20 protein-coding genes are annotated in these 22,350 nt (G+C 71.5%); 6 read left to right on the top strand and 14 right to left on the bottom strand.

Annotated elements, in window-relative coordinates:
* Positions 1-2: 2 nt before the first annotated feature.
* Both ACWDY5_RS13240 and ACWDY5_RS13235 read right to left on the bottom strand, forming a co-directional pair.
* Complete coding sequence (locus ACWDY5_RS13240; protein WP_449722453.1) at positions 3-728, bottom strand: hypothetical protein; 726 nt, start codon at positions 726-728, stop codon at positions 3-5.
* Positions 729-742: 14 nt separating this feature from the next.
* Positions 743-2,857: a glycosyltransferase gene (locus tag ACWDY5_RS13235; RefSeq protein ID WP_449722452.1), complete on the bottom strand. Its 2,115-nt coding sequence runs from the start codon at positions 2,855-2,857 to the stop codon at positions 743-745.
* Between ACWDY5_RS13235 and rfbC the strand changes: the two genes are divergently transcribed.
* Positions 2,856-3,431: a dTDP-4-dehydrorhamnose 3,5-epimerase gene (gene rfbC, locus ACWDY5_RS13230; protein WP_449722451.1), complete on the top strand. Its 576-nt coding sequence runs from the start codon at positions 2,856-2,858 to the stop codon at positions 3,429-3,431. The two genes, ACWDY5_RS13235 and rfbC, sit on opposite strands and share 2 nt — an antisense overlap.
* Before the next feature lie 5 nt (positions 3,432-3,436).
* Here the strand turns inward: rfbC and ACWDY5_RS13225 are convergent, their stop codons facing one another.
* The 6 genes from ACWDY5_RS13225 to ACWDY5_RS13200 form a co-directional block, all read right to left on the bottom strand.
* A complete protein-coding gene (locus ACWDY5_RS13225) occupies positions 3,437-4,471 on the bottom strand; it encodes an NAD-dependent epimerase/dehydratase family protein (RefSeq protein WP_449722450.1) in 1,035 nt (344 codons plus the stop codon).
* 5 nt (positions 4,472-4,476) lie between these two features.
* Positions 4,477-5,130 (bottom strand): PIG-L deacetylase family protein, encoded by a 654-nt coding sequence (locus ACWDY5_RS13220; protein ID WP_449722449.1) that lies wholly within the window; start codon positions 5,128-5,130, stop codon positions 4,477-4,479.
* Position 5,131: 1 nt separating this feature from the next.
* Entirely contained in the window at positions 5,132-5,956 is an 825-nt protein-coding gene (locus ACWDY5_RS13215; RefSeq protein ID WP_449722448.1) for a sugar phosphate nucleotidyltransferase, read from the bottom strand.
* Positions 5,953-7,221, bottom strand: a complete 1,269-nt coding sequence (locus ACWDY5_RS13210) for a methyltransferase domain-containing protein (RefSeq protein WP_449722525.1) — start codon at positions 7,219-7,221, stop codon at positions 5,953-5,955. Before ACWDY5_RS13210 ends, ACWDY5_RS13215 begins: the two co-directional genes overlap by 4 nt.
* Positions 7,218-8,591 carry a sugar transferase gene (locus tag ACWDY5_RS13205; protein WP_449722447.1) on the bottom strand — a complete coding sequence of 458 codons (1,374 nt, stop codon included), beginning with the start codon at positions 8,589-8,591 and terminating at the stop codon, positions 7,218-7,220. The genes ACWDY5_RS13210 and ACWDY5_RS13205 overlap by 4 nt, the downstream gene beginning before the upstream one ends.
* A 443-nt stretch (positions 8,592-9,034) precedes the next feature.
* Positions 9,035-9,772, bottom strand: a complete 738-nt coding sequence (locus ACWDY5_RS13200) for a hypothetical protein (RefSeq protein WP_449722446.1) — start codon at positions 9,770-9,772, stop codon at positions 9,035-9,037.
* Positions 9,773-9,885: 113 nt separating this feature from the next.
* On the opposite strand from ACWDY5_RS13200, the gene ACWDY5_RS13195 reads away from it, so the two are divergent.
* From ACWDY5_RS13195 to ACWDY5_RS13180, 4 genes are all read left to right on the top strand, one after another.
* Positions 9,886-10,353 (top strand): MarR family winged helix-turn-helix transcriptional regulator, encoded by a 468-nt coding sequence (locus ACWDY5_RS13195; protein ID WP_449722445.1) that lies wholly within the window; start codon positions 9,886-9,888, stop codon positions 10,351-10,353.
* A complete protein-coding gene (locus ACWDY5_RS13190) occupies positions 10,353-10,973 on the top strand; it encodes a TetR/AcrR family transcriptional regulator (protein WP_449722444.1) in 621 nt (206 codons plus the stop codon). The genes ACWDY5_RS13195 and ACWDY5_RS13190 overlap by 1 nt, the downstream gene beginning before the upstream one ends.
* A gap of 10 nt (positions 10,974-10,983) precedes the next feature.
* Complete coding sequence (locus ACWDY5_RS13185) at positions 10,984-13,002, top strand: MFS transporter (RefSeq protein ID WP_449722443.1); 2,019 nt, start codon at positions 10,984-10,986, stop codon at positions 13,000-13,002.
* A gap of 108 nt (positions 13,003-13,110) precedes the next feature.
* The gene (locus ACWDY5_RS13180) at positions 13,111-13,314 is read left to right on the top strand and encodes a hypothetical protein (protein ID WP_449722442.1); all 204 of its coding nucleotides are present in this window, start codon (positions 13,111-13,113) and stop codon (positions 13,312-13,314) included.
* Between the two features lie 903 nt (positions 13,315-14,217).
* On the opposite strand, the gene ACWDY5_RS13175 is transcribed toward ACWDY5_RS13180, so the two are convergent.
* The 6 genes from ACWDY5_RS13175 to ACWDY5_RS13150 all read right to left on the bottom strand — a co-directional run bounded on the left by ACWDY5_RS13175 (position 14,218) and on the right by ACWDY5_RS13150 (position 21,188).
* Positions 14,218-15,549 carry an FAD-binding oxidoreductase gene (locus ACWDY5_RS13175; RefSeq protein ID WP_449722441.1) on the bottom strand — a complete coding sequence of 444 codons (1,332 nt, stop codon included), beginning with the start codon at positions 15,547-15,549 and terminating at the stop codon, positions 14,218-14,220.
* Between the two features lie 29 nt (positions 15,550-15,578).
* Positions 15,579-16,550, bottom strand: coding sequence for a penicillin-insensitive murein endopeptidase (locus tag ACWDY5_RS13170; RefSeq protein ID WP_449722440.1), 972 nt, complete (start codon positions 16,548-16,550; stop codon positions 15,579-15,581).
* A 53-nt stretch (positions 16,551-16,603) separates the two neighbouring features.
* Positions 16,604-17,578, bottom strand: a complete 975-nt coding sequence (locus tag ACWDY5_RS13165; RefSeq protein ID WP_449722439.1) for a hypothetical protein — start codon at positions 17,576-17,578, stop codon at positions 16,604-16,606.
* Complete coding sequence (locus ACWDY5_RS13160) at positions 17,575-19,770, bottom strand: hypothetical protein (protein ID WP_449722438.1); 2,196 nt, start codon at positions 19,768-19,770, stop codon at positions 17,575-17,577. Before ACWDY5_RS13160 ends, ACWDY5_RS13165 begins: the two co-directional genes overlap by 4 nt.
* Complete coding sequence (locus ACWDY5_RS13155; RefSeq protein ID WP_252481856.1) at positions 19,767-20,447, bottom strand: hypothetical protein; 681 nt, start codon at positions 20,445-20,447, stop codon at positions 19,767-19,769. The genes ACWDY5_RS13160 and ACWDY5_RS13155 overlap by 4 nt, the downstream gene beginning before the upstream one ends.
* An 84-nt stretch (positions 20,448-20,531) precedes the next feature.
* Entirely contained in the window at positions 20,532-21,188 is a 657-nt protein-coding gene (locus tag ACWDY5_RS13150; protein ID WP_449722437.1) for a Crp/Fnr family transcriptional regulator, read from the bottom strand.
* A 207-nt stretch (positions 21,189-21,395) separates the two neighbouring features.
* On the opposite strand from ACWDY5_RS13150, the gene ACWDY5_RS13145 reads away from it, so the two are divergent.
* Positions 21,396-22,340 (top strand): NAD-dependent epimerase/dehydratase family protein, encoded by a 945-nt coding sequence (locus ACWDY5_RS13145; protein WP_449722436.1) that lies wholly within the window; start codon positions 21,396-21,398, stop codon positions 22,338-22,340.
* The last annotated feature ends 10 nt before the right edge of the window (positions 22,341-22,350 follow it).

The raw sequence follows: 22,350 nt of genomic DNA, 5'->3' as shown, positions 1-22,350 counted from the left end.
GCTCACTGACGTTCCTGGGGGCCCACGTCGGGCAGCTGGTCGCGGTGGATGTGCTCGGTGACCTCGGCGTCGGAGTCCTGCAACCGCTTGCGCGGCGAGGGTTTGGGCTCCGGCGCGGCCGGCTTGGGCCGGTTGCCGCGGCGGTCCACCAGCACCACGGTGAGGATCACCGCGATCAGACCGATGCCCGCGGTGAGGCCAAGCGCGCGCAGCTGCGCGGCCCTGGTGGTGGTGATCTCGTTGGGCGAGAGCACCTCGTTCAGGGTGAGCTGCTGTTCCACCGGCACCAGCAGGGTGTCCTGCCGCTGCTTGAGCTCGTCCTTGATCCGCTGCATGGCCAGCTGCCCGGTCTTGCGCACCGCGGCCTCGCTGGTCCCGGTGGCGATCACGGTGATGAACGGACTGTCCGTTGTGGACACTCCGCCGCCCTCGTTGGAGACCTCCAGGCTCGCGGTGCCGCCCTGGGCGGCCAGCTCCCTGCGGGCCTGCTGGGAGTTGAGCACCGCGATCACCACCACCGCGGCCTGGCCCTGCGAGCGGTCCACCGCGGCGAAGGGGTTGCGGTCCTGGCCGCCGTACTGGCGCAGCACCATGGTGAGGCTGGTTCCCCGGTACTGCTGCGGCACCGCGAAGGCGACCGCCGCGAGTAGCAGGACCAGCCCGGCGAGCAGCAGGGCGGTGAGCTTCCACCGCTGCCGCAGCACCCGAAAGACATCCAGTGCGTCCACGTGCTCTCTCCCGATCACCGATCGTCCGGGCGTCCCGGCCCGGTGATCATTCTCGCTCCGTCCACCGCGGCCCGCGCCACGTTGCGCGCCATCGGCACCGCGTTGGCCTTGAACCAGGGCCGCAACGCCCACAGCGCGCGGCCGAGCTCGGCGCCCCGCAGCGGTGAGTTGCGCACCGCCTTGAGGTACCAGCCGGCCTCCTCGACGTTGGGCAGGACCAGCTTGCGGCCGTCGGTGCGCTGCTGCCGGTACCAGTCACGCTGGGAGACGCTCTGGGTCAGCCTGCGCTCGTGCAGCCGGTGGAAGAGCAGGTCCTGCTCGACCTCGGCGAAGGGCCCGTGCAGCGCCAGTTCGGCGACCAGGACGCGGTCGTTGTTCTTCACCGGCGGCAACAACAGCGTACGCAGCAGCACCTCCCGCTTCATCAGCCCGTAGCAGTGGTAGTTCTCATGTTCGAGCCCGATCAGGTCGGTCAGCCGCACCACCGGATCCAGGTGGTTGGTGCGGCAGGGGTTGCGCCAGACCTCCAGGGTCTGCCCGTCCCGGTCGATCTGCCGGGCGGCGCTGAAGGACAGCACCGCGAACGGGTCGCCCTCCAGGGCTTCCAGCAGCAGGCGCAACCGGTCCGGGTGCGAGGCGTCGTCGGCGGCCGCCCACAGGAAGTAGGGGCTGTGCACCTCGCGGACCAGCATGTTGTGGTTGGCGGTGACCCCGACGTTCTCCGCCCGCCGCAGGTAGCGCACCCGCTCGTCCTTGCCCGCCAGCTCGCGGCAGATGTCCTCGGTGCCGTCGTCGGAGCAGTTGTCCGCGATGTGCAGCTCGAAGTCCACTCCGCGCTGGGCCAGCAGCGAGTCCAGCGCGCCCTGCAGGTAGGGCTTGCCGTTGCGCACCGGGAAGCCGATCGCGACCGGCGCGGGAGCCTTCCGGATGAGCGCGGGGGCCGGGCGCGGGGCCTGCTGGGGACGGTCGTCGGTCGGGGCGCTCATCGGGGGTTCCTCTCTGCGGACCGGCTCGGCCGGACGTGGCTCGGGTTCGGCGATGACCCAGCCGGTGATCTCCGGATAGGCGGCCCTGACCTCGTCGAGCAGGTCGGGCAGGAAGAGCAGCACCTCCGCGGGCGCGGCCTCGATCAGTCGTTCCGGCGCGATCACGGGCACCCCGCTGCCCGGCATCCGCCGTCCGTGCTTGCCCGGTGCGGCGTCGGCCACCGCGGGCAGCAGCTCCCGGTCCACCCCGGCCGCGCAGAGCAGCGCCACCGCCCTGGAGGCAGCCCCGTAGCCCAGCACCCGCCTGCCCGCGGCGCGCGCCTCGACCAGGTAGCCGCGCAGGGCCTCGGCGCTGGCGGTGACCTGGCGCTGCAAACCGCCCAGCACCGCCGGATCGGTCACCCCGAGCGAGCTTTCCCCGATCAGCAGCGCGGACAGCGCGGGGTCGGGCGCGGCCGGTCCCTTGACCGCGGCCAGCAGCACGGTGCCGCCGTAGAGGTCGAACACCCAGGCCGAGCGGGGGCACAGCCCGGCCACGGTGAGCATCCTGGCCAGCGCCGGGGTCGAGTAGTAGGCGTAGTGACCGTGCCGCAGCGCGTTCCACTGTCCACATCGGACGATGGTAGCCAGCGAGTGGAACTGGACCAGCAACACACCGCCGGTCTCCAGCCGGTCCACCCGCTCCTTGACCGCGGCGGCCTGGTCGGCGTGGTGCATGAGCCCGAAGCAGTCCAGCACCACCTGCGCGGACTGCCCGCCGGCGACCGGGTACAGGCCGCGCTCGGCCAGCCGGGGCAGCCAGGAGCCGCCGTGCGGGCTGCCGTACTCCGCGACGGTGGCCCCCTCCGGCAGCAGCCCGGCGGCGGCCACCCGGTGGATCGCGTCGGCGGCCTGCTGGACCAGTGCCGCGGGTTCGGTGGCCAGCGGCTCCTCCGGCACGGTCGGGTCGTCCAATAGCTGGGCCAGCCCGCAGTCCTCGCACAGCCACAGCTGCAACGGGTAGGCCGGGTCCGGGCCGGGGTCGGTGGCGGCCGGGAAGTGGTCGCAGGCCGGCTGGGTGTGCAGGTCCAGCACGATCCGCCCGCGCACCCCTCGGCAGAACCGGCAGGCGTGCCGGGCGCCACCCGTCTGGTCAGTCCCCATGGCGAGTCCGCTCGTGCAAGATGCCCGGGTGGAGATCCGCCGCACCGACCTCGCCGACGTCCTGCTGTTCCTGCCCAGCCCGCACCGGGACGACCGCGGCCTGTTCACCCGCACCTTCGACGCCGACATCGCCGCCGCGCACGGCCTGGACCCCAATGCCTTCCGCCAGGACTCGCAGTCCCGCTCGCACCGGGGCGTGCTGCGCGGCCTGCACGGCAGGCTCGGCCGCGGCGAGGCCAAGCTGGTCCGCTGCGCCCACGGCGCGGTGCACGACGTGCTGGTCGACGCCCGCCCCGGCTCGCCGACCTTCGGCCGCCACCAGGCCTTCCGCCTGGACGACGAGGCCTTCGCGCACCTGTACGTGCCGCCGGGTTTCCTGCACGGCTTCCAGGTGCTCAGCGAGACCGCCGACGTCTGCTACCGCATCGACCGCCCGCACGACCCGGCCGAGGACGTCGCGGTCCGCTACGACGATCCGGACCTGGCCATCGACTGGCCCCAGGAGGTCCGCATGCTCAGCCCCCGCGACGCCGCCGCCGGCACCTGGGCGACCCTGCGCGACACCCTGGGCTAGGCCGGTCACGAGACCGGCTCCCACACCGGCCGGAGGTCAGGCGCCAGCGTGCCCGCCTCCCTGCGGTCGGACAGGCGGGGCAGGCGGGTGAAGCGGCGCTGGAAGGACTCCAGCGTCAGGCCGTGCTTGCGGTAGGCGTCGGCCAGCTCCGCCGCGCCACCCAGGACAGTCCACTGTGGACGGTACTCGGGCAGCACCTCGGTGATCTTGGCGAAGTCCACCCGGTAGGAGCGCGGGTCGTTGCCGGCCTCGCCGGTGATCAGCAGCTCGGAACCGGGCACCGCGGCCACCACCGACTCGGCGATCTGGGCCACGGTCAGGTTGTTCTCCGCCATGCCCACGTTGAACGCCTGGCAGTGCACGGCCTCGGCGGGCGCGTGCAGCGCGGCCAGGAAGGCCGCGGCGATGTCCGCGGCGTGCACCAGCGGCCGCCACGGGGTGCCGTCGGAGAGCACCCGGACCTGGCCGGTGAGGATGGCGTGGCCGACCAGGTTGTTCAGCACGATGTCCGCGCGCAGCCTCGGGGAGAAGCCGAAGGCGGTGGCGTTGCGCAGGAACACCGGGCTGAAGCCGTCCCCGGCCAGGTTCACCAGGTCGTCCTCCACCCGGACCTTGCTCTCCGCGTACGGGGTGACCGGCCGCAGCGGCGCGCTCTCCCCGACCAGCTCCTCGCCCGCCGCGCCGTAGACCGAGCAGGTGGAGGCGTAGAGGAACCGGGTCACCCCGGCCTCCTTGGCCAGCCGGGCCAGCCGCACCGAGGCGGCGTGGTTGATGTCGTAGGTCAGGCCGGGCTCCAGCGACCCGAGCGGGTCGTTGGACAGCGCGGCCAGGTGGACCACCGCGTCGAACCCGGCGACGTGCTCGGCGGTGACGTCCCGCAGGTCGACGGCGAAACCGTCCGGGTCGGCCGGTTCGGGGCCGAGCACGCAGTCGGCGAACAGGCCGGAGTCCAGGCCGTGCACCTGGTGCCCGGCCGCGGTCAGCGCCGGGGCCATGACGCTGCCGAGGTAACCCTGGTGGCCGGTGAGCAGCACCCGCATCGTTCTCACCCTTCCGCGTCCAGCCGGAGCTGGACCTTGTCCGTGTGGAAGGCCTCCGCGTACCGGGCGCGGGTCTGCACGCCGCGGATCCGGGCGAGGCCGAGGAAGGTCTCCCGGTCGAACCAGTCCTTGTCCCGCTGGGACGGGTAGTGCGCGTCGAGCAGCGTGGCCTTGGCCTGCGCGACGGCGGGTTCGAGTGGCTGGAAGACGGTGGGCTGGGCGAGGTCGCTCTCCCACTTGAGGATCTCGTAGCCCAGCCGCAGCTGGTCCCGGAACACCTGCGGGACCAGCTCGGCCAGTGCCCGGTGGTCCTGGTGCGCGTCGTGCGGCGCGGGCGCGAAGACCACCTCGGCCTCGATCCGCGCGCGGAAGGCGGCCAGCTCGTCCTTGGCCCGGCCCCAGTGCTGGGGCACCCGGCCGTCCGGCAGGTCGAGCACGGTGACGTCCAGGTCCGCGCCGGGGCAGAAGGCGGCCAGCGCGGCCCGTTCCTCGTCCTCGCGCTTGCTGCCGCCGCCGGTGAGCACCAGCGCGCTCACCCGTTGCCCCGGCCGGGCCGCGCACAGCGACAGCAGCGTGCCGCCGCAGCCGATGGCGATGTCGTCGCAGTGCGCGCCGAGCACCACCACGGGCGCGGGCCCGGCCGGGGACAACGAGAGCACCTCACACCCCGCTCAGCCGGAGCACCTTGGCCACCGGCGCCGGCTCCTCGGCCTCCCGCTCCCACAACATCCACGGGCGCTCGCCGTTCTGGTAGCCCTGTTCCAGCGCCACCCGTTCCTTCACCGTGTCCGCGGGCTGCCAGAAACCGCGGTAGGGATAGGCCAGCAGCTTGCCCTGCTTGGCCAGTTCCCCGCAGCCGTCCTCGACCAGGTCCCCGTTCTGCGGGATGTGGTCGAAAACGTCCTGGCGGAGCACGAAGAAACCGCCGTTCTCCCACAGCGGCAGGCTGCTCACCGGGGTGATCCCGGCGACCTCGCCGTTCTCCCCCATGTCCACGCAGTGGAAGGAGGACTGCGGCGGCACCACCATCATCGAGGCCGAGGCCCCGCTGGTGGCGAACCGGCGGACCATCTCATCCAGCGGCGCGTCGGTGAGCACGTCGGCGTAGTTGGCCAGGAACATCTCCTCGCCGGCCACCAGGTGCCGGACCCGGCGCAGCCGCTCGCCGATCGGCGAGTTCTGCCCGGTCTGCGCGAAGGTGATGGTCCAGTCGCTGATATCAGTGGAGAGCAGCTCCACCTTGCCGTTGCGCAGCACGAAATCGTTTGACGCCGTTTCCGAGTAGTTCAGGAAGAAATCTTTGATGTGCTGCGCACCGTATCCCAGGCACAGGATGAAGTCCTTGTGCCCAAAATGCGCGTAGTAGCGCATCACGTGCCAGAGCAACGGACGTGGTCCAACCGGGTGCATCGGCTTGGGCAGATCGTCGGCCGAGCCGTTGCGCATGCGCATCCCGTAACCGCCGCAGAACAGCACTACCTTCATGGGTTCACCTCATTGTGTCCGTCGGCCGTGCCGGCTGCGGGGTCGACTATCGAGAGCTCGGGAATGGGAAAAACCAGACGTCCGCCCCATTCGGCCACATATCGGAGTTGCTCGGTCAGCTCGGCGCGCAGGTTCCACGGCAGCACCAGCACGTAGTCCGGCCGGTCCTGCTCGATCCGCGCCACCGGCAGCACCGGGATCCGGGTGCCGGGGGTGAACCGCCCGTGCTTGTACGGGTTGCGGTCCACGGTGTAGCGCAACAGGTCCGGCCGGATCCCGCAGTGGTTGAGCAGCGTGTTGCCCTTGCCCGGCGCGCCGTAGCCGACCACGGTCTTGCCCGCCTCGGCCGCCTCGACGAGGAAGCGCAGCAGGTCCCGGCGGACCTTGGCCACCTGCCTGCCGAACTCGGCGTACCCGGCGACGGTGTGCAACCCGGCCGCGGCCTCCTCGGCGAGGACCGCGGCCACCCGTGCCTCCGGCTCCCCGGCGACCTCGCTCGGCCGCGCCCACAGCCGGATGGACCCGCCGTGGGTGGGCAGCAGCTCGACGTCGACCAGGGTCAGGCCGCCGCTGGCCAGCGCGCGCTGCGCGGCGGCGACGGTGTAGTACTGGAAGTGCTCGTGGTAGATCGTGTCGTACTGGGTGTGCCGGATCAGCGTGAGCAGGTGCTGGACCTCGATGGAGACCCAGCCGTCCTCGGCCACCAGCGCCCGCAGGCCCTGGGTGAAGCCGAGCACGTCCGGGATGTGCGCGTAGACGTTGTTGGCCACCACCAGGTCGGCAGGCCCGTGCTCGGCGCGCACCTTCGCCCCGGTTTCCGCGGAGAGGAACTCGGTCACGGTGGGCACGCCCTTGGCCCGCGCCGCCTCGCCCACGTTCACCGAGGGCTCGACGCCGAGGCAGCGGATGCCCCGCGCCAGCACGTGTTGCAGCAGATAGCCGTCGTTGCTGGCCACCTCCACCACGAAGGAGTCGCCGCCGAGACCGAGGCGCTGGGCTGCCTCGGTGACGAACTTCTCCGCGTGCGCCACCCAGGAGGTGGAGAAGGAGGAGAAGTAGGCGTACTCGGTGAAGGTGTCCTCCGGCGTGATCAGCAGCGGCAGCTGCGCCAGCAGGCAGTCCCCGCACACCCGCAGGTGCAGGGGATAGGTCTGCTCCGGCGCGTCGAGCTCGGCCGGGGTGAGGAAGTGCTCACACGGCGGGCTCGCGCCCAGGTCGACCACGCTGTGCAGGGTGGCGGAGCCGCACAGTCGGCAGGTCATCAGTAGGCACCCCGCCCACCGATGACGGCCGAGGCGGTCTTCCACAGGATCACCAGGTCCATGAACAACGACCAACTCTCCACATAACGCAGGTCGAGCCGCACCGACTCCTCCCATGACAGGTCGCTGCGCCCGCTGACCTGCCACAACCCGGTCAGGCCCGGTTTGACCAGCAGTCGCCTGCGCGCGTCGGGGCCGTAGCGGGCGACCTCCTCCGGCAGCGGCGGGCGCGGACCGACCAGGGACATCGAGCCGGCCAGCACGTTGAACAGCTGGGGCAGCTCATCGAGGGAGTAGCGGCGCAACACCGCACCTACCTTGGTCACCCTCGGGTCGCGGCGCAGCTTGAACAGCGGTCCGGCCGCCTGATTGGCTGACTCGAACTCGGCCTTGCGGCGGTCCGCGTCCGGCACCATGGACCGGAACTTGAGCATGGTGAACCGCCGCCCGTCCCGGCCCACCCGCGACTGCCGGTAGAGCACCGGCCCGCGGCTGGTGCACTTGATGGCCAGCGCGATGCCCAGGAACGCCGGGCTGAGCAGCACGGTCAGCAACAGCGCGGACAACCGGTCCACCACCGCCTTGACCAGCCAGCCGATCCCGCTGAAGGTGGGCGCGCTGACCCAGAGCATGGTCAGCCCGAACACCGGGGCCACGTGCAGCCTCGGCCCGGCGATCTCCACCAGCGAGGGCGCCACCACCAGCTCGGCGGTGCTGCCCTCCAGCTGCCAGGCCAGCTGCTGCAACCGCGGCGGGGTCCAGTCGGTGGACCCGGCCACGGCCACCATCCGGTAGCCGCCCAGCCGGACCCGGTCGACCAGGTCGTCCAGGTCGCCGACCACCGGCACCCCGGCGATCTCACCCGGCACCCGGATGCCCGCGCCTGCGCCGCGCGGCGTGCACACGGCCTCCACCCGCCAGCCCAGGTGCGAGTCCTTGCGGGTGCGCTCGATCAGGTCGCGCACCGCCTCCGGACTGCCCGCGGCCAGCACCGGCAACAGGCAGCTGCCCTGCCGGCGCCGCCGGTGCAGCACCCGGCGCAGCAGGTAGCGGACCGGGATCGCGATCCCGGCGAAGGCGGGCAGCGCGGCGAACACCCAGCCCCGCATCCCCTGTGCCTGGATGGCCAGCGCGGCCAGCGCCAGCACCACCATGCCGGTCAGCGCGGCGCGCCCGACCCGGCGGAACTCCTCGGGACCCTGTCCCAGCACCCGGGGGTCCCAGGCCCGGCTCAGCGGCAGGGCCAGCACCGCGGTAGCCGCGGTGACCAGACCCAGCAACAGCTCAAGACGCCCCGTTCCCGGCGTCTCATTGATCACGAACACACCGACCGCGACCACCGCGCACACGATGGCCAGCAGGTCTCCCACCACGACCGCCAGCTGGTATCGCAGCTCCCACCCTGCGAAAACCTTCCGGGCCTGTAACGCGGGGGCCTCGGTTGCCGATACTTTCTTCTCTCCCGTTTGCCACAAAGCGGCTCGCACTTATTCACCTCGCGGTTACGCCACCATTTTTTGGGCATGGGAGAGCCACGTTTGTTACCTAATCCCCCGAGACCAGGTAACGGTCAACGCCTGCCTGTCGGTGACTTACCGAAAGCCGCCTGGCCGCGCCCAGGCTGAAGCCTCTAGTCCCCGTAGATTCCGCGCTGCGTGAAACTCCCCCGCCGCTCGGAAGGTAGTCGACGTCAAAAACAGACAAAAATCGTCCGAACGGGGGACGCAACTGACCGGTAGTCAGCTTTTACTCCACATGGCGTAATACTTAGACCCGATTGGAGCAACAGGGCCGCTACCGTTTAGTCTCATCTCGATCACTCGGAGACATCGGCCACAGTCGACTCGTTACGACTCGGTGACCTCATTTCACCCGCATGAGGGACCTTCGGCGGGGTAATCGCCTCGATCGGCGGGCGGGCCGCGGGGATGAGCGACCGGGAGGGGTCCGGCCGGGCGGGCTTGGTCAGGTAGGGCCGCAGCAGCCTGGTGACGGCCAAACCCGGCGCGAGCAGCGGAACCATGCCCGAAAGGGCAGCCGCGACCGCCCCGGCGGTCAGCACGTCCACCGGCAGCAGCCGCGCCCTGCGGTCGACCAGCTTGCCGCGGCCGGGCAGCGCGCACAGCGCCAGCAGCGCGATGAACCCGGCCAGCACCAGCACCGCCCTGGAGATCGCCGGCTGGTAGCCCAGTCCCTCGGCCGCGGCCATCACCAGCAGCCAGCCGGCCAGCGCGGGCAGCAGGGTCCGCTCGGTGGTGGCCGCCCACAGCAGCCCGGCCGCCCAGGCGGTCGCGGTGAGCAGCCCGGCGTGCGCCGGATCGCGCAGCCAGCCGCCGACCACGTCCAGCCAGCCCGCCGCGCCCTGGCCAAAACGCGACAGCACCGCGCGCGGCACGTCCAGCGGGCTGAACACCGCGCCGGTGGTGTTGAACTGGGCGCCGACCCAGAGCAGCACCCACAGCGAGATCGGGCAGGCCAGCACCAACTGCCAGCGGGGACGGGTGACCGCGGTCGCCCAGGCACCCGGAAGTTCACGCCACCTCGACCACGTCACAGCCACGTCCTCGATCCTGGTGTGGTCGCCGTCGGTGAGCAACCCACAACGGAGCGCGTCCAGTGGAAAATCGTTCAACCGGGGAATTGTTGCCCCGGCAGTAGAGTGCCCCCATGCACCACGGCGGCTATCCCCATGGCGGCAGCTCGGCGTTCCTGTTGGCGCAGCTCGGGTTCACCGCGGCCAGGCGGTTCGCCGAACGGCTGGCCCCACTGGACCTGGAGCCAAGGCACGTCGGCCTGCTGCGCGTGGTGGCCGCGGCCGAGGGGCAGTCCCAGCAGGCCATCGGCGAGCGGATGCGGATCGCGCCCAGCCGGATGGTCGCCTTCGTCGACGACCTGGAGGCGCGCGGCCTGGTGCAGCGCAAACGCAACCCAGCTGACCGCCGCGCCTACGCCCTGCACCTCACCGAGCGGGGCCGGGAGCTGCTGGAGACCGCGCTGACCGAGGCGGCCACGCACGACGCGGAGATCACCGCCCCGCTCTCCGAGCAGGAGCGGCGCAGCCTGCACGAGCTGCTGACCAAGCTGGCCGAGGCGCACGAGCTGGACCAGCACCGGCTACCCGGCGGGCCGCACTGATGGCCTCGCGGAAGAAGGTCCCGCTCAGCGACCCGGACCGGTACCGGGAGGTGCTGACCGCGGCCCGCGCGGTGCTCGCCGAGGTCGGCTACGAGCGGTTCAACATGGACCTGGTGGCCCGCCGCGTCCAGGCCAGCAAGGCCACCCTGTACCAGCGCTGGCCGTCCAAGGCCGCGCTGATCATCGACGCCATCCACACCTACCAGGCCAGCCCGGACTGCCCGGACACCGGCTCACTGGTCGAGGACTTCCGGTTCCTGGGCCGCTGGGCGGTCACCCAGACCGACGCCGACACCCGCGGCCTGGTCATCGGCCTGCTGGAGGGCAGCCGCCGGGACGAGGAGCTGGCCAGGCTCTACCTGGAGCGGATGCAGCAGGGCGGCCCCGACCTGGCCCAGCTGGTGGTCCAGCGCGCCGCCGAGCGCGGCGAGCTGGCTCCCGACGTGGACCTGGACATCCTCCAGGACCTGATCGGCGCGCTGTACCTGTTCCAGCTGCTGGTGCGCGGCGTGCCGCCGGACGAGCAGCTCATCGACCGGGTGGCCGACGGGATCATCGGCCCGCTTTCAACCAAACGAGCGACCACCGCCGCCCAGCGGGCCCAGGGGAACCCGCCCTAGTTTGCCAAGCATGACGGCTGCGGCAGAGGTCGAGCGCGGTTCCCGCACCAACGTGGTCTTCGGCGCGATGGTGCTCGGCCTGCTGCTGGCCGCACTGGACCAGACCATCGTGGCCACCGCGCTGCCCACCATCGTCAGCGAGCTGGGCGGCGCGAACCACCTGTCCTGGGTGGTCACCGGCTACCTGCTGGCCGAGACCATCGCCACCCCGCTGTTCGGCAAGTTCGGCGACCTGTTCGGCCGCAAGATCGTCTTCCAGGTCTCGGTGGCGCTGTTCACCGCGGGCTCGCTGTTCTGCGGGATGGCCACCGGCATGTTCGGCCTGGTCGCGGCGCGGGCGTTGCAGGGCTTCGGCGCCGGCGGGCTGATGGTCACCTCGATGGCGCTGGTGGCCGACCTGATCCCGCTGCGCGAGCGCGGCAAGTACCAGGGCCTGATGGGCTCGGTGTTCGGCGTGGTCACGGTGGCCGGTCCGCTGCTGGGCGGGCTGTTCGTGGACCAGCTCAGCTGGCGCTGGGCGTTCTACATCAACGTGCCGCTGGGCCTGCTGGTCCTGCTGGTCGCGGGCGCGGTGATGCCCAAGGTGCCCAAGGGCGCCCGCCCGGTGATCGACTACCTGGGCATCCTGCTGCTGGCCCTCGGCGCGGGCGGCCTGACCCTGCTGACCAGCTGGGGCGGCACCACCTACGCCTGGGACTCGCCGGAGATCCTCTGGCTCGGCGTGGTCTCGCTGGTCGCGGTGGCGCTGTTCGTGCTGGTGGAGCTGCGCGCCACCGAGCCGGTGCTGCCCATGCGGCTGTTCCGCGGCCGGGTGTTCTCGGTCTCCGGCGTGCTCAGCTTCGTGATCGGCTTCGCCATGTTCGGCGGCATCACCTACCTGCCGATCTTCCTGCAGGTGGTGCAGGGCCACTCGGCCACCGGGTCGGGCCTGCGCATGCTGCCGATGGTCGCGGGCCTGATGGCCGCCTCGATCTTCAGCGGCAGCTGGGTCGGCCGCACCGGCCGCTACCGGCACTTCCCGATCATCGGCACCGGTGTCACCGCGGCCGGCCTGTGGCTGATGTCCCACCTGGACCGCGAGACCACCTTCGGCACCGCCTCGCTGTACATGTTCGTGCTCGGCGCCGGTCTCGGCCTGGGCATGCAGGTGCTGGTGATCGCGGTGCAGAACACCTGCGACTACGCCGACCTGGGCGCGGCCACCAGCGGCGTCACCTTCCTGCGTACCCTGGGCAGCTCCTTCGGCGTCGCGGTCTTCGGCGCGATCTTCTCCGCCCAGCTGACCGCGAACCTGGCCGGCGCCAACCTGCCCCCCGGCTTCGACCCCGGCGCCGCGGCCAACCCGGAGATGGTCCGCCACCTGCCCCCGGAACTGCTCACCCCGCTGGCCACGGCCTACCAGGACAGCCTGCAAACGGTCTTCACCTGGGCCGTCCCGGTGGCGCTGCTGGCCTTCGCCATCGCCTGGCTGCTCCCCGCCGTCCAGCTCCGCGACTCGGTCCGGGACAAGGCAGGCGACCTGGGCGAGGGCTTCGGCATGCCCGAGTCCCACACGAACGAACAGGAGCTGGAGAAGTCCGTCGCCGCCGTCTGGCAACGCAGGCGCAAGGAGCTGCGCCCCCTGCTCCGCGAACGCCTGCGCGACTGCATGGACGAGGCCGACGCCTGGCTGCTGGCGCAGATCTACCGCAACAGCAAGCAGGAAGGCCGCACCACCCTCACCGAGATCGCCGACCCCCTTGACCTGCCACCCCGGATCCTGGAACCCACGGTCGCGGACCTGGTCCAGCGCGGCCTGCTCGCCCGCGAAGGCGACTGGCTGAGCTTCACCCCCGACGGCGAACAGGCCATCGTCCGCCTCACCGCCGTCTGGCGAGACTGGCTGACCGAGCTGTTGGCCACCGAAGACCCCACCCGGGAAGCGGAGCTGACCGCCGCCGTCGACCGCCTGGCCCACCGCATGATCGCCGACCACACCACCCTGCGCGAACGCCGCTGGGAACGCCCCGCCCACGTCACCCGCACCTGAACCACACCCCCTGGCCGCACTCGGATAACCGTTGCGCCAAATCCACTCCTGGCAGCCCCCCGAACGGGTTACAGTCCACCGCTCGTTCCACTGTTCAAGGAGTACACCGTGCAGTTCGGCATCCTGCTTCTCATCCTGGGCGTCGGTTCCTTCCTCCTGCCCATGATCGGTTTCCAGTTCACCTTCATGAGCCTCATCGAGGACTACCAGCCCTGGGCCGGCATCGGCGTCGCCGCTGTGGGCGCAATGATCACCATCGCGGTGCTGATGAACCGCAAGCCGGCGACGACTGAAGGTCAGCAGGCCGCCTGATCAGGGCTTTTCTGGGGGATGACCACCTGCGGAGTCGGGTGGTCTTCTTCTTGGTGACGCGACTCTGGTTGGGTTGACGAGGCAAGCCCGCCGCCTCTCGTCGCGGGTCTCGCGAAGGGGTTGGCCAGTTGAATATGACCGGTCGTCTTGAGGTGCTGAGCCCTCAATATGACCGGTCGCCTTAACTGGGGATGCCGCTATACGACCGGTCATCTTGGGCTAGCACCGTTCCCTATAAGATGACCGGTCATATTGAGCGCGCGAGCCCCCAATGTGACCGGTCGTCTCAACTCAGCTGGCGTCCAATATGACCGGTCATCTCAAGTCAGATCTGTATATGACCGGTCATCTTCACCTGACCTCGTAGATGACCGGTCGTCTTGAAGCCGAGAAGGATTGCCCGGCAGCAGCCGCCAACGCCCCTGGGGTCGACCCGCCAAACCCATCGTGCCCACCAACCCGACGACCGCCGCCAACCCACAGTCCGCCCGTCAAGCCCACGTCCGCCACCAGCCCCACGACTGGCCCCACCAAGCCCCCGACCGGCCCCACCAAACCCAGCCGCCCCACCAAGCTCAGCCGTCCCCCAACCCCACGACCGCCCTACCAACCCCCTGCCAGCCCCGCCAAGCTCAGCCGCCCCATCAACTCCGACCGGCCCGCCAACCCCGACCGGCCCACCAACCCCGCCCGCACCGCCACGCCTCGACCACCCCACCAAGCCGCCGATCGGTCCGCCAGCTCAGCCGTCCACCAATCCCACGCCCGCCACCAAGCCCACGTCCGCCACCAAGCCCCCGACCGGCCCCACCAAACCCAGCCGCCCCACCACACCTACGGCCCCGCCGACCCAGCCGCCTGCCAAGCCCCAGCCGCCCCACCAAACCCCAGCCCCCACCGCACCTACGGCCCCGCCAACCGCCGATCCCCACCAAACAACCCCGCCGGGTCGTAATGCGCCTTGACCTCCGCCAACCGCCCCCGATACTCCCCAGGCAACGCCCCAGCCACCTGCTCCGCCAACCCGCCGGCCTCCGCAGGCGCCAGCAGGAAGCTCAACAGGTTCTGCCCGGTCCGCCAAGGCGCGCAAGCCGCTTCCACCCGCCGCCCGAACTCCCCAGCTTCCGCCACGCTCGTCTCATCCGGTGTCACCGCCATCGTGTACACCAGGAACTCCGCCCCCGTCGCCCCCAGCCGAGCCCCCTCGCCCGCGACGTGCCGGGCCTCCAGTGTCACGAACGACTCCCCCGGCTTGGCGAGTTCCACCAACGCCTCCGGCAGCTCCGTGACCGCGGTCGAATATCCCGTGCGTGGCATGGGTTTCACCGGATCGTTCGTCACCGTGTCGATCTCGCGGTACGGCATCTCCCGGAACGTGTCCAGCACGACTCCCGGCCGGGATCGCAAGGGGCGCAACAACTCCTCGGCGCCACCAGCGCCACCGGCGTAAGCGGCGCGCAACGCGACCAGGGTCCGGTTCCGCAGCGGTTCCGGGAGGGCGGGGCTGGCCGGGTACTGGAGGAAGGTCAGCGCGGAGGTCAGTTCCAGCGGGGTTCCGCCGGCCCATTCCCGGTACAGCGCAAAGATTTCCGGGGCGGACTCGATCGGCCAGTAGGTGGCGCCGGCGTAGACGCGGGGGACCTCGAACAGGCGCAGGCGAAGCTTGGTGACCACGCCGACGTTGGGGCCGCCGCCGCGGACTGCTTGCCACAGCTCGGGTTCGCGGTCGGCGTCGACCCAGCGGAGGCGGCCGTTGGCGGTGACGATCTCGGCGGCCAGGATGGTGTCGGCGCAGAGTCCATATTTTCTCGCCAGCCAGCCGGAGCCGCCGGTGAGGGCGTAGCCGGTGACGCCGACGTTGCCGGAGGAGCCGGACAGCCCTGCCAGACCGTGGGGGTGGGCGGCTTCCAGTAGTTCCTGCCAGCGGATGCCCGCGCCGATCTCGGCGGTGCGGGCCACCGGGTCCAGGCGGATGCCGGTGAGGCCGCTGGTGTCGATCAGCAGGCCGCCCTCGGCCGGGGCCAGCGCGCCGTGGCCGGTGGACTGGACGCGGACCGGGAGGCTCAGCTCGGCGGCGAAGCGGACCGCGGCCTGCACGTCGGCGGCGTCAGCCGGGGCGATCACGACCTCGGGGCGGTGCCGGATCCGGCTGTTCCACCCGGTGCAGACCTCGTCGTACCGGGGCATGTCCCGGGTGATGATCCGGCCGGTCAGCCAGCTCAGCTGTTCGCTCACCCGGGAAGCAGACCACAGACCGGCGGAGATCAACAGGCGTAGAGCGGATTGGGGTGCACCGGGGCGCAGTAGCGGATGTGCAGGTGGTTGTCGTGGTTGTCATACCTGGTGGTCAGGCCCTCCCTGATCAGCTCGGGGTCGTTGAAGAAGATCAGTTTCACCCGGCCGGCCGCGGTCGAGCGCAACGCCCGCACCAGCGCCCTGGTGGCGGCGCGGTCGTAGGCGGGGTCCCGCCAGGTGATCCGGCCCGCGGTGCACTGGGCACTGTCGGCGCGGATCGGCCACAGGTCGACGTCCATGCCGACCTCGTGGCTGGCGTGGCCGGCGATGTCGCCGCCGTGCTCCTTGCTGACATCGCCCAGCGGCACCTTGCCCTGGCCGGTGCCGGCGAAGGACCGCGCCGCCGCCTCCAGCTGGCCGATGGTCGCGCCGGTGCCCCAGTTGGCGGTGCCGTTGCCGTCGGGGTCCTGGTCGCACAGGGTGGCCAGGTCCGGGTAGTCGTAGTGCCACAACAGGTTTCGCCAGGTGTCCGGGCCGGCCACACCGTCCGCGCCGATCCCGGCGTGCTGCTGGAAGGCCAGTACCGCGGACCGGGTGGCCGCGTCGAAGCTGCCGTTGACCGGCAGGCTCAGCCTGCGTTTGGCGTTGAGCTGGGCCTGGAGTGCCGACACCGCGGCGCCGGTCGCGCCCTGGCGCAGGGTCACCAGCAGCGCGCCCCAGGTCGCCGGGCCCGCGATGCCGTCCACGGCCAGGCCCTTGGCCTGTTGGAAGGCGCGGACCGCGGTGGTGGTGCCGGCCGCGTACACCCCGTCGGCCGGTGGGCCCTGCCCGTGCTGACGCAGCAGCTGCTGGAGCGCCAGCACATCGGCGCCCCGGTTGCCCGCGCCCAGCGCGGGCAGAAACGCGCCGGGGAGGGCCGCGGCCGGAGCGGCCGTGCTCACCAGCGCCAAGGTCGTCACCAGCAGGGCGAGTGCCGCCCGGCCGAGCACACGCGCGAACATGTCAAACTTTTTCGCACATGACCGACTTCAGGACAATCCTCCACCGGTCGGGTCTACAGCGACTGCTGGCCGTTGCGCGGGTCGGGCGGGAACCGCGAGGCGGCCGGGTAGTCCGGCATCTCCGGCAGCTGGGTGCGGTTGGCCGCGAACTCGCGCAGCGCCCGGCCGGGACCGGCCTGCAGGTGCGCCAGCACCCGGCGCAGCGCCTCGCCGCCGAGCTGGTCGATGTCCACGTCCTGGGCGAAGCCGGAGTCCAGCAGGGACTGCACGATGCCGCGGCTGGTGTCCAGGCTCAGCTTCTCCTGCTCGGCCAGCAGCTGCACCACCTTCGCGGTGTCGCCGGGGTGCTCGGCCAGGTGCAGGGCGAGCACCGCGTAGTGCCCGTCCTCGACCAGCCTGCGCAGCCGCTGCGCCCTGGTCACGATCAGCTCGCCCTGCTGCTGGTCGGCCAGCATGGCCAGCCGGTGCTCGCGCAGCCGCTTGTCCTGGGTGATCCGGACGTGGCAGCGGAACAGCGTGACGCCCTCGGGCAGCGCGGTCGGCGCGATCGCGGGCAGCTGGTTGAGCGCGGTCTCGGCCAGCGCGGTCGCCGCCGGGTCGAACCGGCGGGACTCCTGGCGCAGCTGGGCCAGCAGGTGCCTGCGGCACAGTTCGACCGCGTCGGTGAGCCGGTTGCGCACCACCTGCACCGGGTCGTGCACCCGCCAGCCGAACTCCAGCTCGGTGTGGAACTGGAACAGGTCGCCGTGGCAGGGCAGCAGCACGTTGGTCAGCGCCCAGTGGTCGGCCAGGTCCACCTCGTACAGCCAGCGCACGCCGCCGGAGCGCCACTCCCGCGGGCTGGGCATCCGGGGCGGCACGTACACGTTGCCGTCCACCGTGGACAGCACGAACGTGGTGTGCGGGCGGGGCGCTGGGCGGCCGGCCAGCATTCTGCGGGCCGGCAGCTCGATCTCACTGCGGATGGGGCTGCGGAGGTCGGCGGTGAGGTGCGGTTCCGCCGTGTGCTCGTCATGGGGTGCGGTCAAGGCCGTGCTCCTCGGACTGGTGACGACAGCGCGTCGAGCACCGCGGCCGCGGCCGCGGTGGCTGGCGGGTCGGCGTCCGGCCAGGTGAGCGCGGCGCGACGCAGAATCTCAACCTCCCTCGGCAGTCTCGCGATGGAGCGGGCCAGCCTGGCCAGGGCCGTGGTGGCGGCGGTATCACCTTCGCAGGACTGTGCCCACCAGCGCAGCACCCACCTGGCCGGGCGATTGACGAGCGGGTCGATCAGCGCCCGCCGCCACAGCCCGGCCAGCGCCGAGGTCGGCTCCGCCCCCTGGTCAGCCCACTGCAACAGCCGCGGCGCGCTGCTTTCGCCAGGACGGCACAGGTCGGCGCAGAGCTGGAGGAACCCGTAGACCCCGACGTGCCTGCGGTGCGCCCGGTGCGAGGTCGCCCAGCTCTCCACGGTGGTGATCACGGTGGCCAGCAGCGCGTCGTCGGCGGAGCGGGCCAGCTCCACCAGGCTCTGCGAGATGGCGAACACCCCACCGGGATCGGACTGCCCGGCCAGCTCGCCGAGCACCTCGAAGGCGGTGTCCGGCACCAGGTGCCCCAGGGACTCGCCGAAGGCGCGGGCCGCGGTGCGGCGCAGCTGCCACTCCCCGGAGCGGGACCAGCTGTGCGCCAGCCGGACCACCGCCCCGGTCAGCTGGAAGTCGCCGGCGGCCACGCCCAGGGCCACCAGCGCGGCCTCCCGGCCTGCCGGGTCCTCGCCTGCGGCCCAGGGCTCCAGCACGGCCCTGCGGAAGGTCTCGAACTCCCTGGACATCAGCAGCCCGACCGCCGCGCCCGCCCCGCCGCGCACCGGCCGGGCGTGGTGCGTGCCCAGCTCACGCAGCCAGCGCAGCAGCGCGGGGCGGCCGTAGTAGCCGGCGCACCACAGCTGGTCCACGATCCACGGCCGGTGGTCGGGCTGGCGCAGCCGGACGATCTCGGTGGGCACCCGGCCGTACGGGGTGTGGCTCCAGGCCCGCAGGATCTCGGTGCGGGTGCGCTCGCAGCGGGCCTGCCGCCCGTGCGGCGGCCCGTCCACCCTGGCCGCGGCCCGGCCGGTGGTCAGCCGGTCCAGCCGTTCGGCCAGGTCCACCACGGTGCCGTAGGCCAGGCCGTCGAACATGGCCACGCACAGCAGGAACGCCCGGTCCGGCGAGGACACCTCGTCCAGCCAGGCGCGCAGCTCCTCCTTGGAGCGCACGGTCAGCCGCTGGGCGATCTCGGCCGCCCCCGCGCCGCGGTCCAGCCGGTCCAGCCTGGCCAGCTCCTCGGCCAGCCGGACCAGCGAGGCCGCCTCGAACGGCTCCTGACAGCTGCCCTCGATGAGCTCGGCGACCGCGCGCTGCCCGGTCAGCTCGGCGATCCGGTCGGCGGCCAGCAGCCTGCCCAGGTGGGCCAGCACCAGCGCCCTGGGCTCGGGGTGGTCGGCCACCGGCAGCTGGCAGGGCTTCTCCGCCACGCCCGCCCCGGCCACGGTGAGCACCAGCCGGGCGCCGCGCGCGGTGACCTCCTCGTCCAGCCGGTGCAGGTCCGCGCCACGGGCGGCGGCCAGCACGTGCGGCGGCAGGTCGGTGACCAGGTAGCCACGGCCGGACTTGAGCGCGCCGGTGGGCAGCCGCAGCAGGTCCTCGATCGGCTCGAACTCGTACACTTCGCCGTGGCAGCGCTCATCCAGCAGCACCATGCCCAGCGCGGTCTTGCCCCAGCCCCTCGGCCCGGCCAGCAGCACCAGCCCCGGCCTGGCCAGCCTGGCCCTGATCGCCGCGGCGCTGCCCGGTTCGACGAAGGCGCCGCGGAAACCGGCCAGCACCGGCGCGGCCACCCGCCTGGCCACCGGCTCGGCGGTGTCCACCCCGCTACCGCGGCGGCCGGCGAAGGAGTCCCGGCCGACCACGTCGCCGGTGACATCGCCCATGATCACGATCGGCGCGGCCGCCTGCCCACCGCCTGCCGGGCGCAGCGTGCTGACCTGGCGGTGGATCTCCTCCACCAGCGAGACCGAGTCCAGCAGCCGGGCCGGGCTGCTCAGCTGTTCCTTGATCTTGTCGATGGTCAGCGCCCGCGCGGCGTCCCGGTTCGGGCCGCCCTCGCCCTCGCCGCCTGACCGGCCGGTGTGGTCGACCCCGTGGTGTGCCCGATCCGGGAGCGGTTCGGCCAGTCCTCCGACGCGGTCGGCACTCACCATGGCCCGCCGACGTGCTTGTCCCTGCCGACCACGTCACCGTTGACGTTGCCGCGCACGGTGATCGCGGGCGGGCCGCTGCTGCCGCTGTCGAGCTCCAGCCGGGCCAGCGGGGCCAGGATGCCGGGCACGTGCACCCACGCCTCCGCGCTGACCTCCTTGCGGTGCACCTCGATCTGGTGGAAGGAGGCCGGGTCGACCGCGCCGTAGCCGTGCCGCACCACCGCGTTGTGGATGGCCTCGGAGACGATCACCACCAGCTCCGCCTCCGGCACCGCGGCCAGCACCTCGTAGAGCGCCTCGCTGCCGACCAGCCGGAAGGCGAAGTTCAGGTCGGTGCCGGACCAGCCGTCCCGGTCCCGGTGCACCTCACCGGCGTGCACCGACATGCGCAGCCGGATCTGGCCCTGCTCGCTGGTGAACTGGTTGTGCTGGCGCAGCGCGACGGCGAGCCTGCCGATCAGCGGGTCCAGCAGCCGGACCTTGGACACCGAGGCGGGGATGAGCAGGCACTTGCCGTCCCCGCGGTCCTCGATCGCGAGCTCGTCCCAGTCGATGCCGGACTCCTCGAAGGCCTGCTTGAGCACAGCCGTCAGCCCGCTGCGCAGCAGCAGCTGGAACCGGTCATCTCTGGTGCCGAACTTCGCGATGTCCACGACCACGATCGAGAAATGCACCGGGTGGTATTGCATCAGCGTGTGTTTACCCTAAAACCGCAGGTCAATCTGTGATCCAACGCACTTTTGAGGTGTGATTCAGTCTTACGTCCCAAGGTAGGAGTCCAGCCGGGTGGGGGCCAGAATGGTGATCCGCCGCCGCGCGGTGGACAGCAGGCCGTCGTCGCGCAGCTCGGCCAGCGCCCTGGACACCGACTCACGGGTCGCGCCGATCGCGCTGCCCAGCTCCTCCTGGGTCAGCTGCGCGGCGATCTCCACCCCGCCGTCGGCCCGTTCGGTGCCGTGCGTGGCGGCCAGCTCGCCGAGGAAGCGGGCCAGCCGCTGGGACACCGTGCAGGTGCCCACCTCCAGCCGCCGCCGGTCAGATTCATCCACTCGGGTGACCAGTAACGACAGCACGTCACAGGCGAGGCCGGAGAACTGGCGCAGCAGCGAGCGGAACCGGGCCGAGGCGATCACCACGACCGTCGAGTCGGTCAGCGCGACCACGGTGGCCGAGCGCCGACGTGCGGTTATCGCGCCGAACTCGCCCACCAGCTCACCGCTGCCGCGCAGCGCGAGCACGCTGTCGGTGCCGTCCTGGCTGACCACCGAGATGCGCAGCAGGCCGTGCTCGACCAGCAGGACCGAGTCCGACTCGTTGTCCTGCCTGAACAGCACCGTGCCCCGGCGCACGCTGCGACGACGCCCGACGTCGGCCAGTAAAACCCGGCTGGCCGCCCCGAGCCCTTCCGCGCTCATAGAGGAAGGGTCGACGTTGGCGCTGGGGAATATGGAGGGGAAAGGTCCACTACTCACCCGATAGCCAGCAGATAATGCCCCGAACGGCCCAATGCGAACAACTCCCTGTCACAGCGTTTCTCCCTACCGGAGTAAGGTAATCCCGACCTCCGTGTGAAGGCCACAAAACTTGCCGGTGCACCCATTTCCTTCTGGTGAGATGGTGGTATGCGAGTCCTGGTCACCGGCGCGAGCGGCTATGTGGGACAAGCCGTGGTACGCCAACTTTCCCAGACCGGCCACGAGGTCGTGGCGCTGGTCCACCGCTCAGTGGTGAACGTGCCCGAGGGGGTGGAGCTGCGCAGGGGCGACGTGCTGGACGGCGAGGGCCTGCTCGCGGCCGCGGACGGGGTGCACGCCGCGGTGCACCTGGTCTCGCTGACCAGGATCCGCGAGGCCTTCGCGCACCCCACGCTGTACTACCGGGTCAACCTGGGCGGCACCCTGCACGTGCTGGAGGCGCTGGCCAGGCAGGCCGAGGTCACCGGGGTGAAACCGAGGCTGGTGATGGCCTCCACCGCCAGCGTCTACGGCAACCCGGAGCGCCAGCCCATCGACGAGACCACCCCGGTCGCCCCGCAGAACCCCTACGCCGCCTCCAAGGTCGCCGCCGAGGAGGCCATCCGCTGGCAGGTGGCCACCGGCGGGCTGGGCGCGGTGGTGCTGCGGATCTTCAACATCGCCGGCGCGGTCGGCGAGCTCGGCGACTACGACGACACCCGGATCATCACCAGGACGGTGGGCGTGGCGGCCGGCCACCTGCCCTCGGTGGAGATCAACGGCGATGGTTCGGCGGTCCGGGACTTCGTGCACGTCAACGACGTGGCCAGGGCCATGGTCGCGGCGCTGGAGGACGCCACGCCCGGCCGGTTCGACGTGTACAACGTGGGCGCCATCCCGGCCAGCGTGACCGAGATCGTGGACACCGTGCGCGAGGTGACCGGCCGGGAGATCCGCGTCACGCACCGCCCGGCCAACTCCGGCGAGTCCGCGCGCTCGGTCGGCGACAACTCGCTGATCAGGCAACGTCTTGGCTGGTCACCCCGGCAGTCCACGCTCACCGAGATGATCCGCGGCCAGTGGGAGGCCGAGCTGCTGCGCCGGCATCGCTGAACGAGGATCG

The sequence above is a fragment of the Crossiella sp. NPDC003009 genome (genome assembly GCF_053591555.1).
This window is presented reverse-complemented; position numbering and strand designations above follow the sequence as displayed.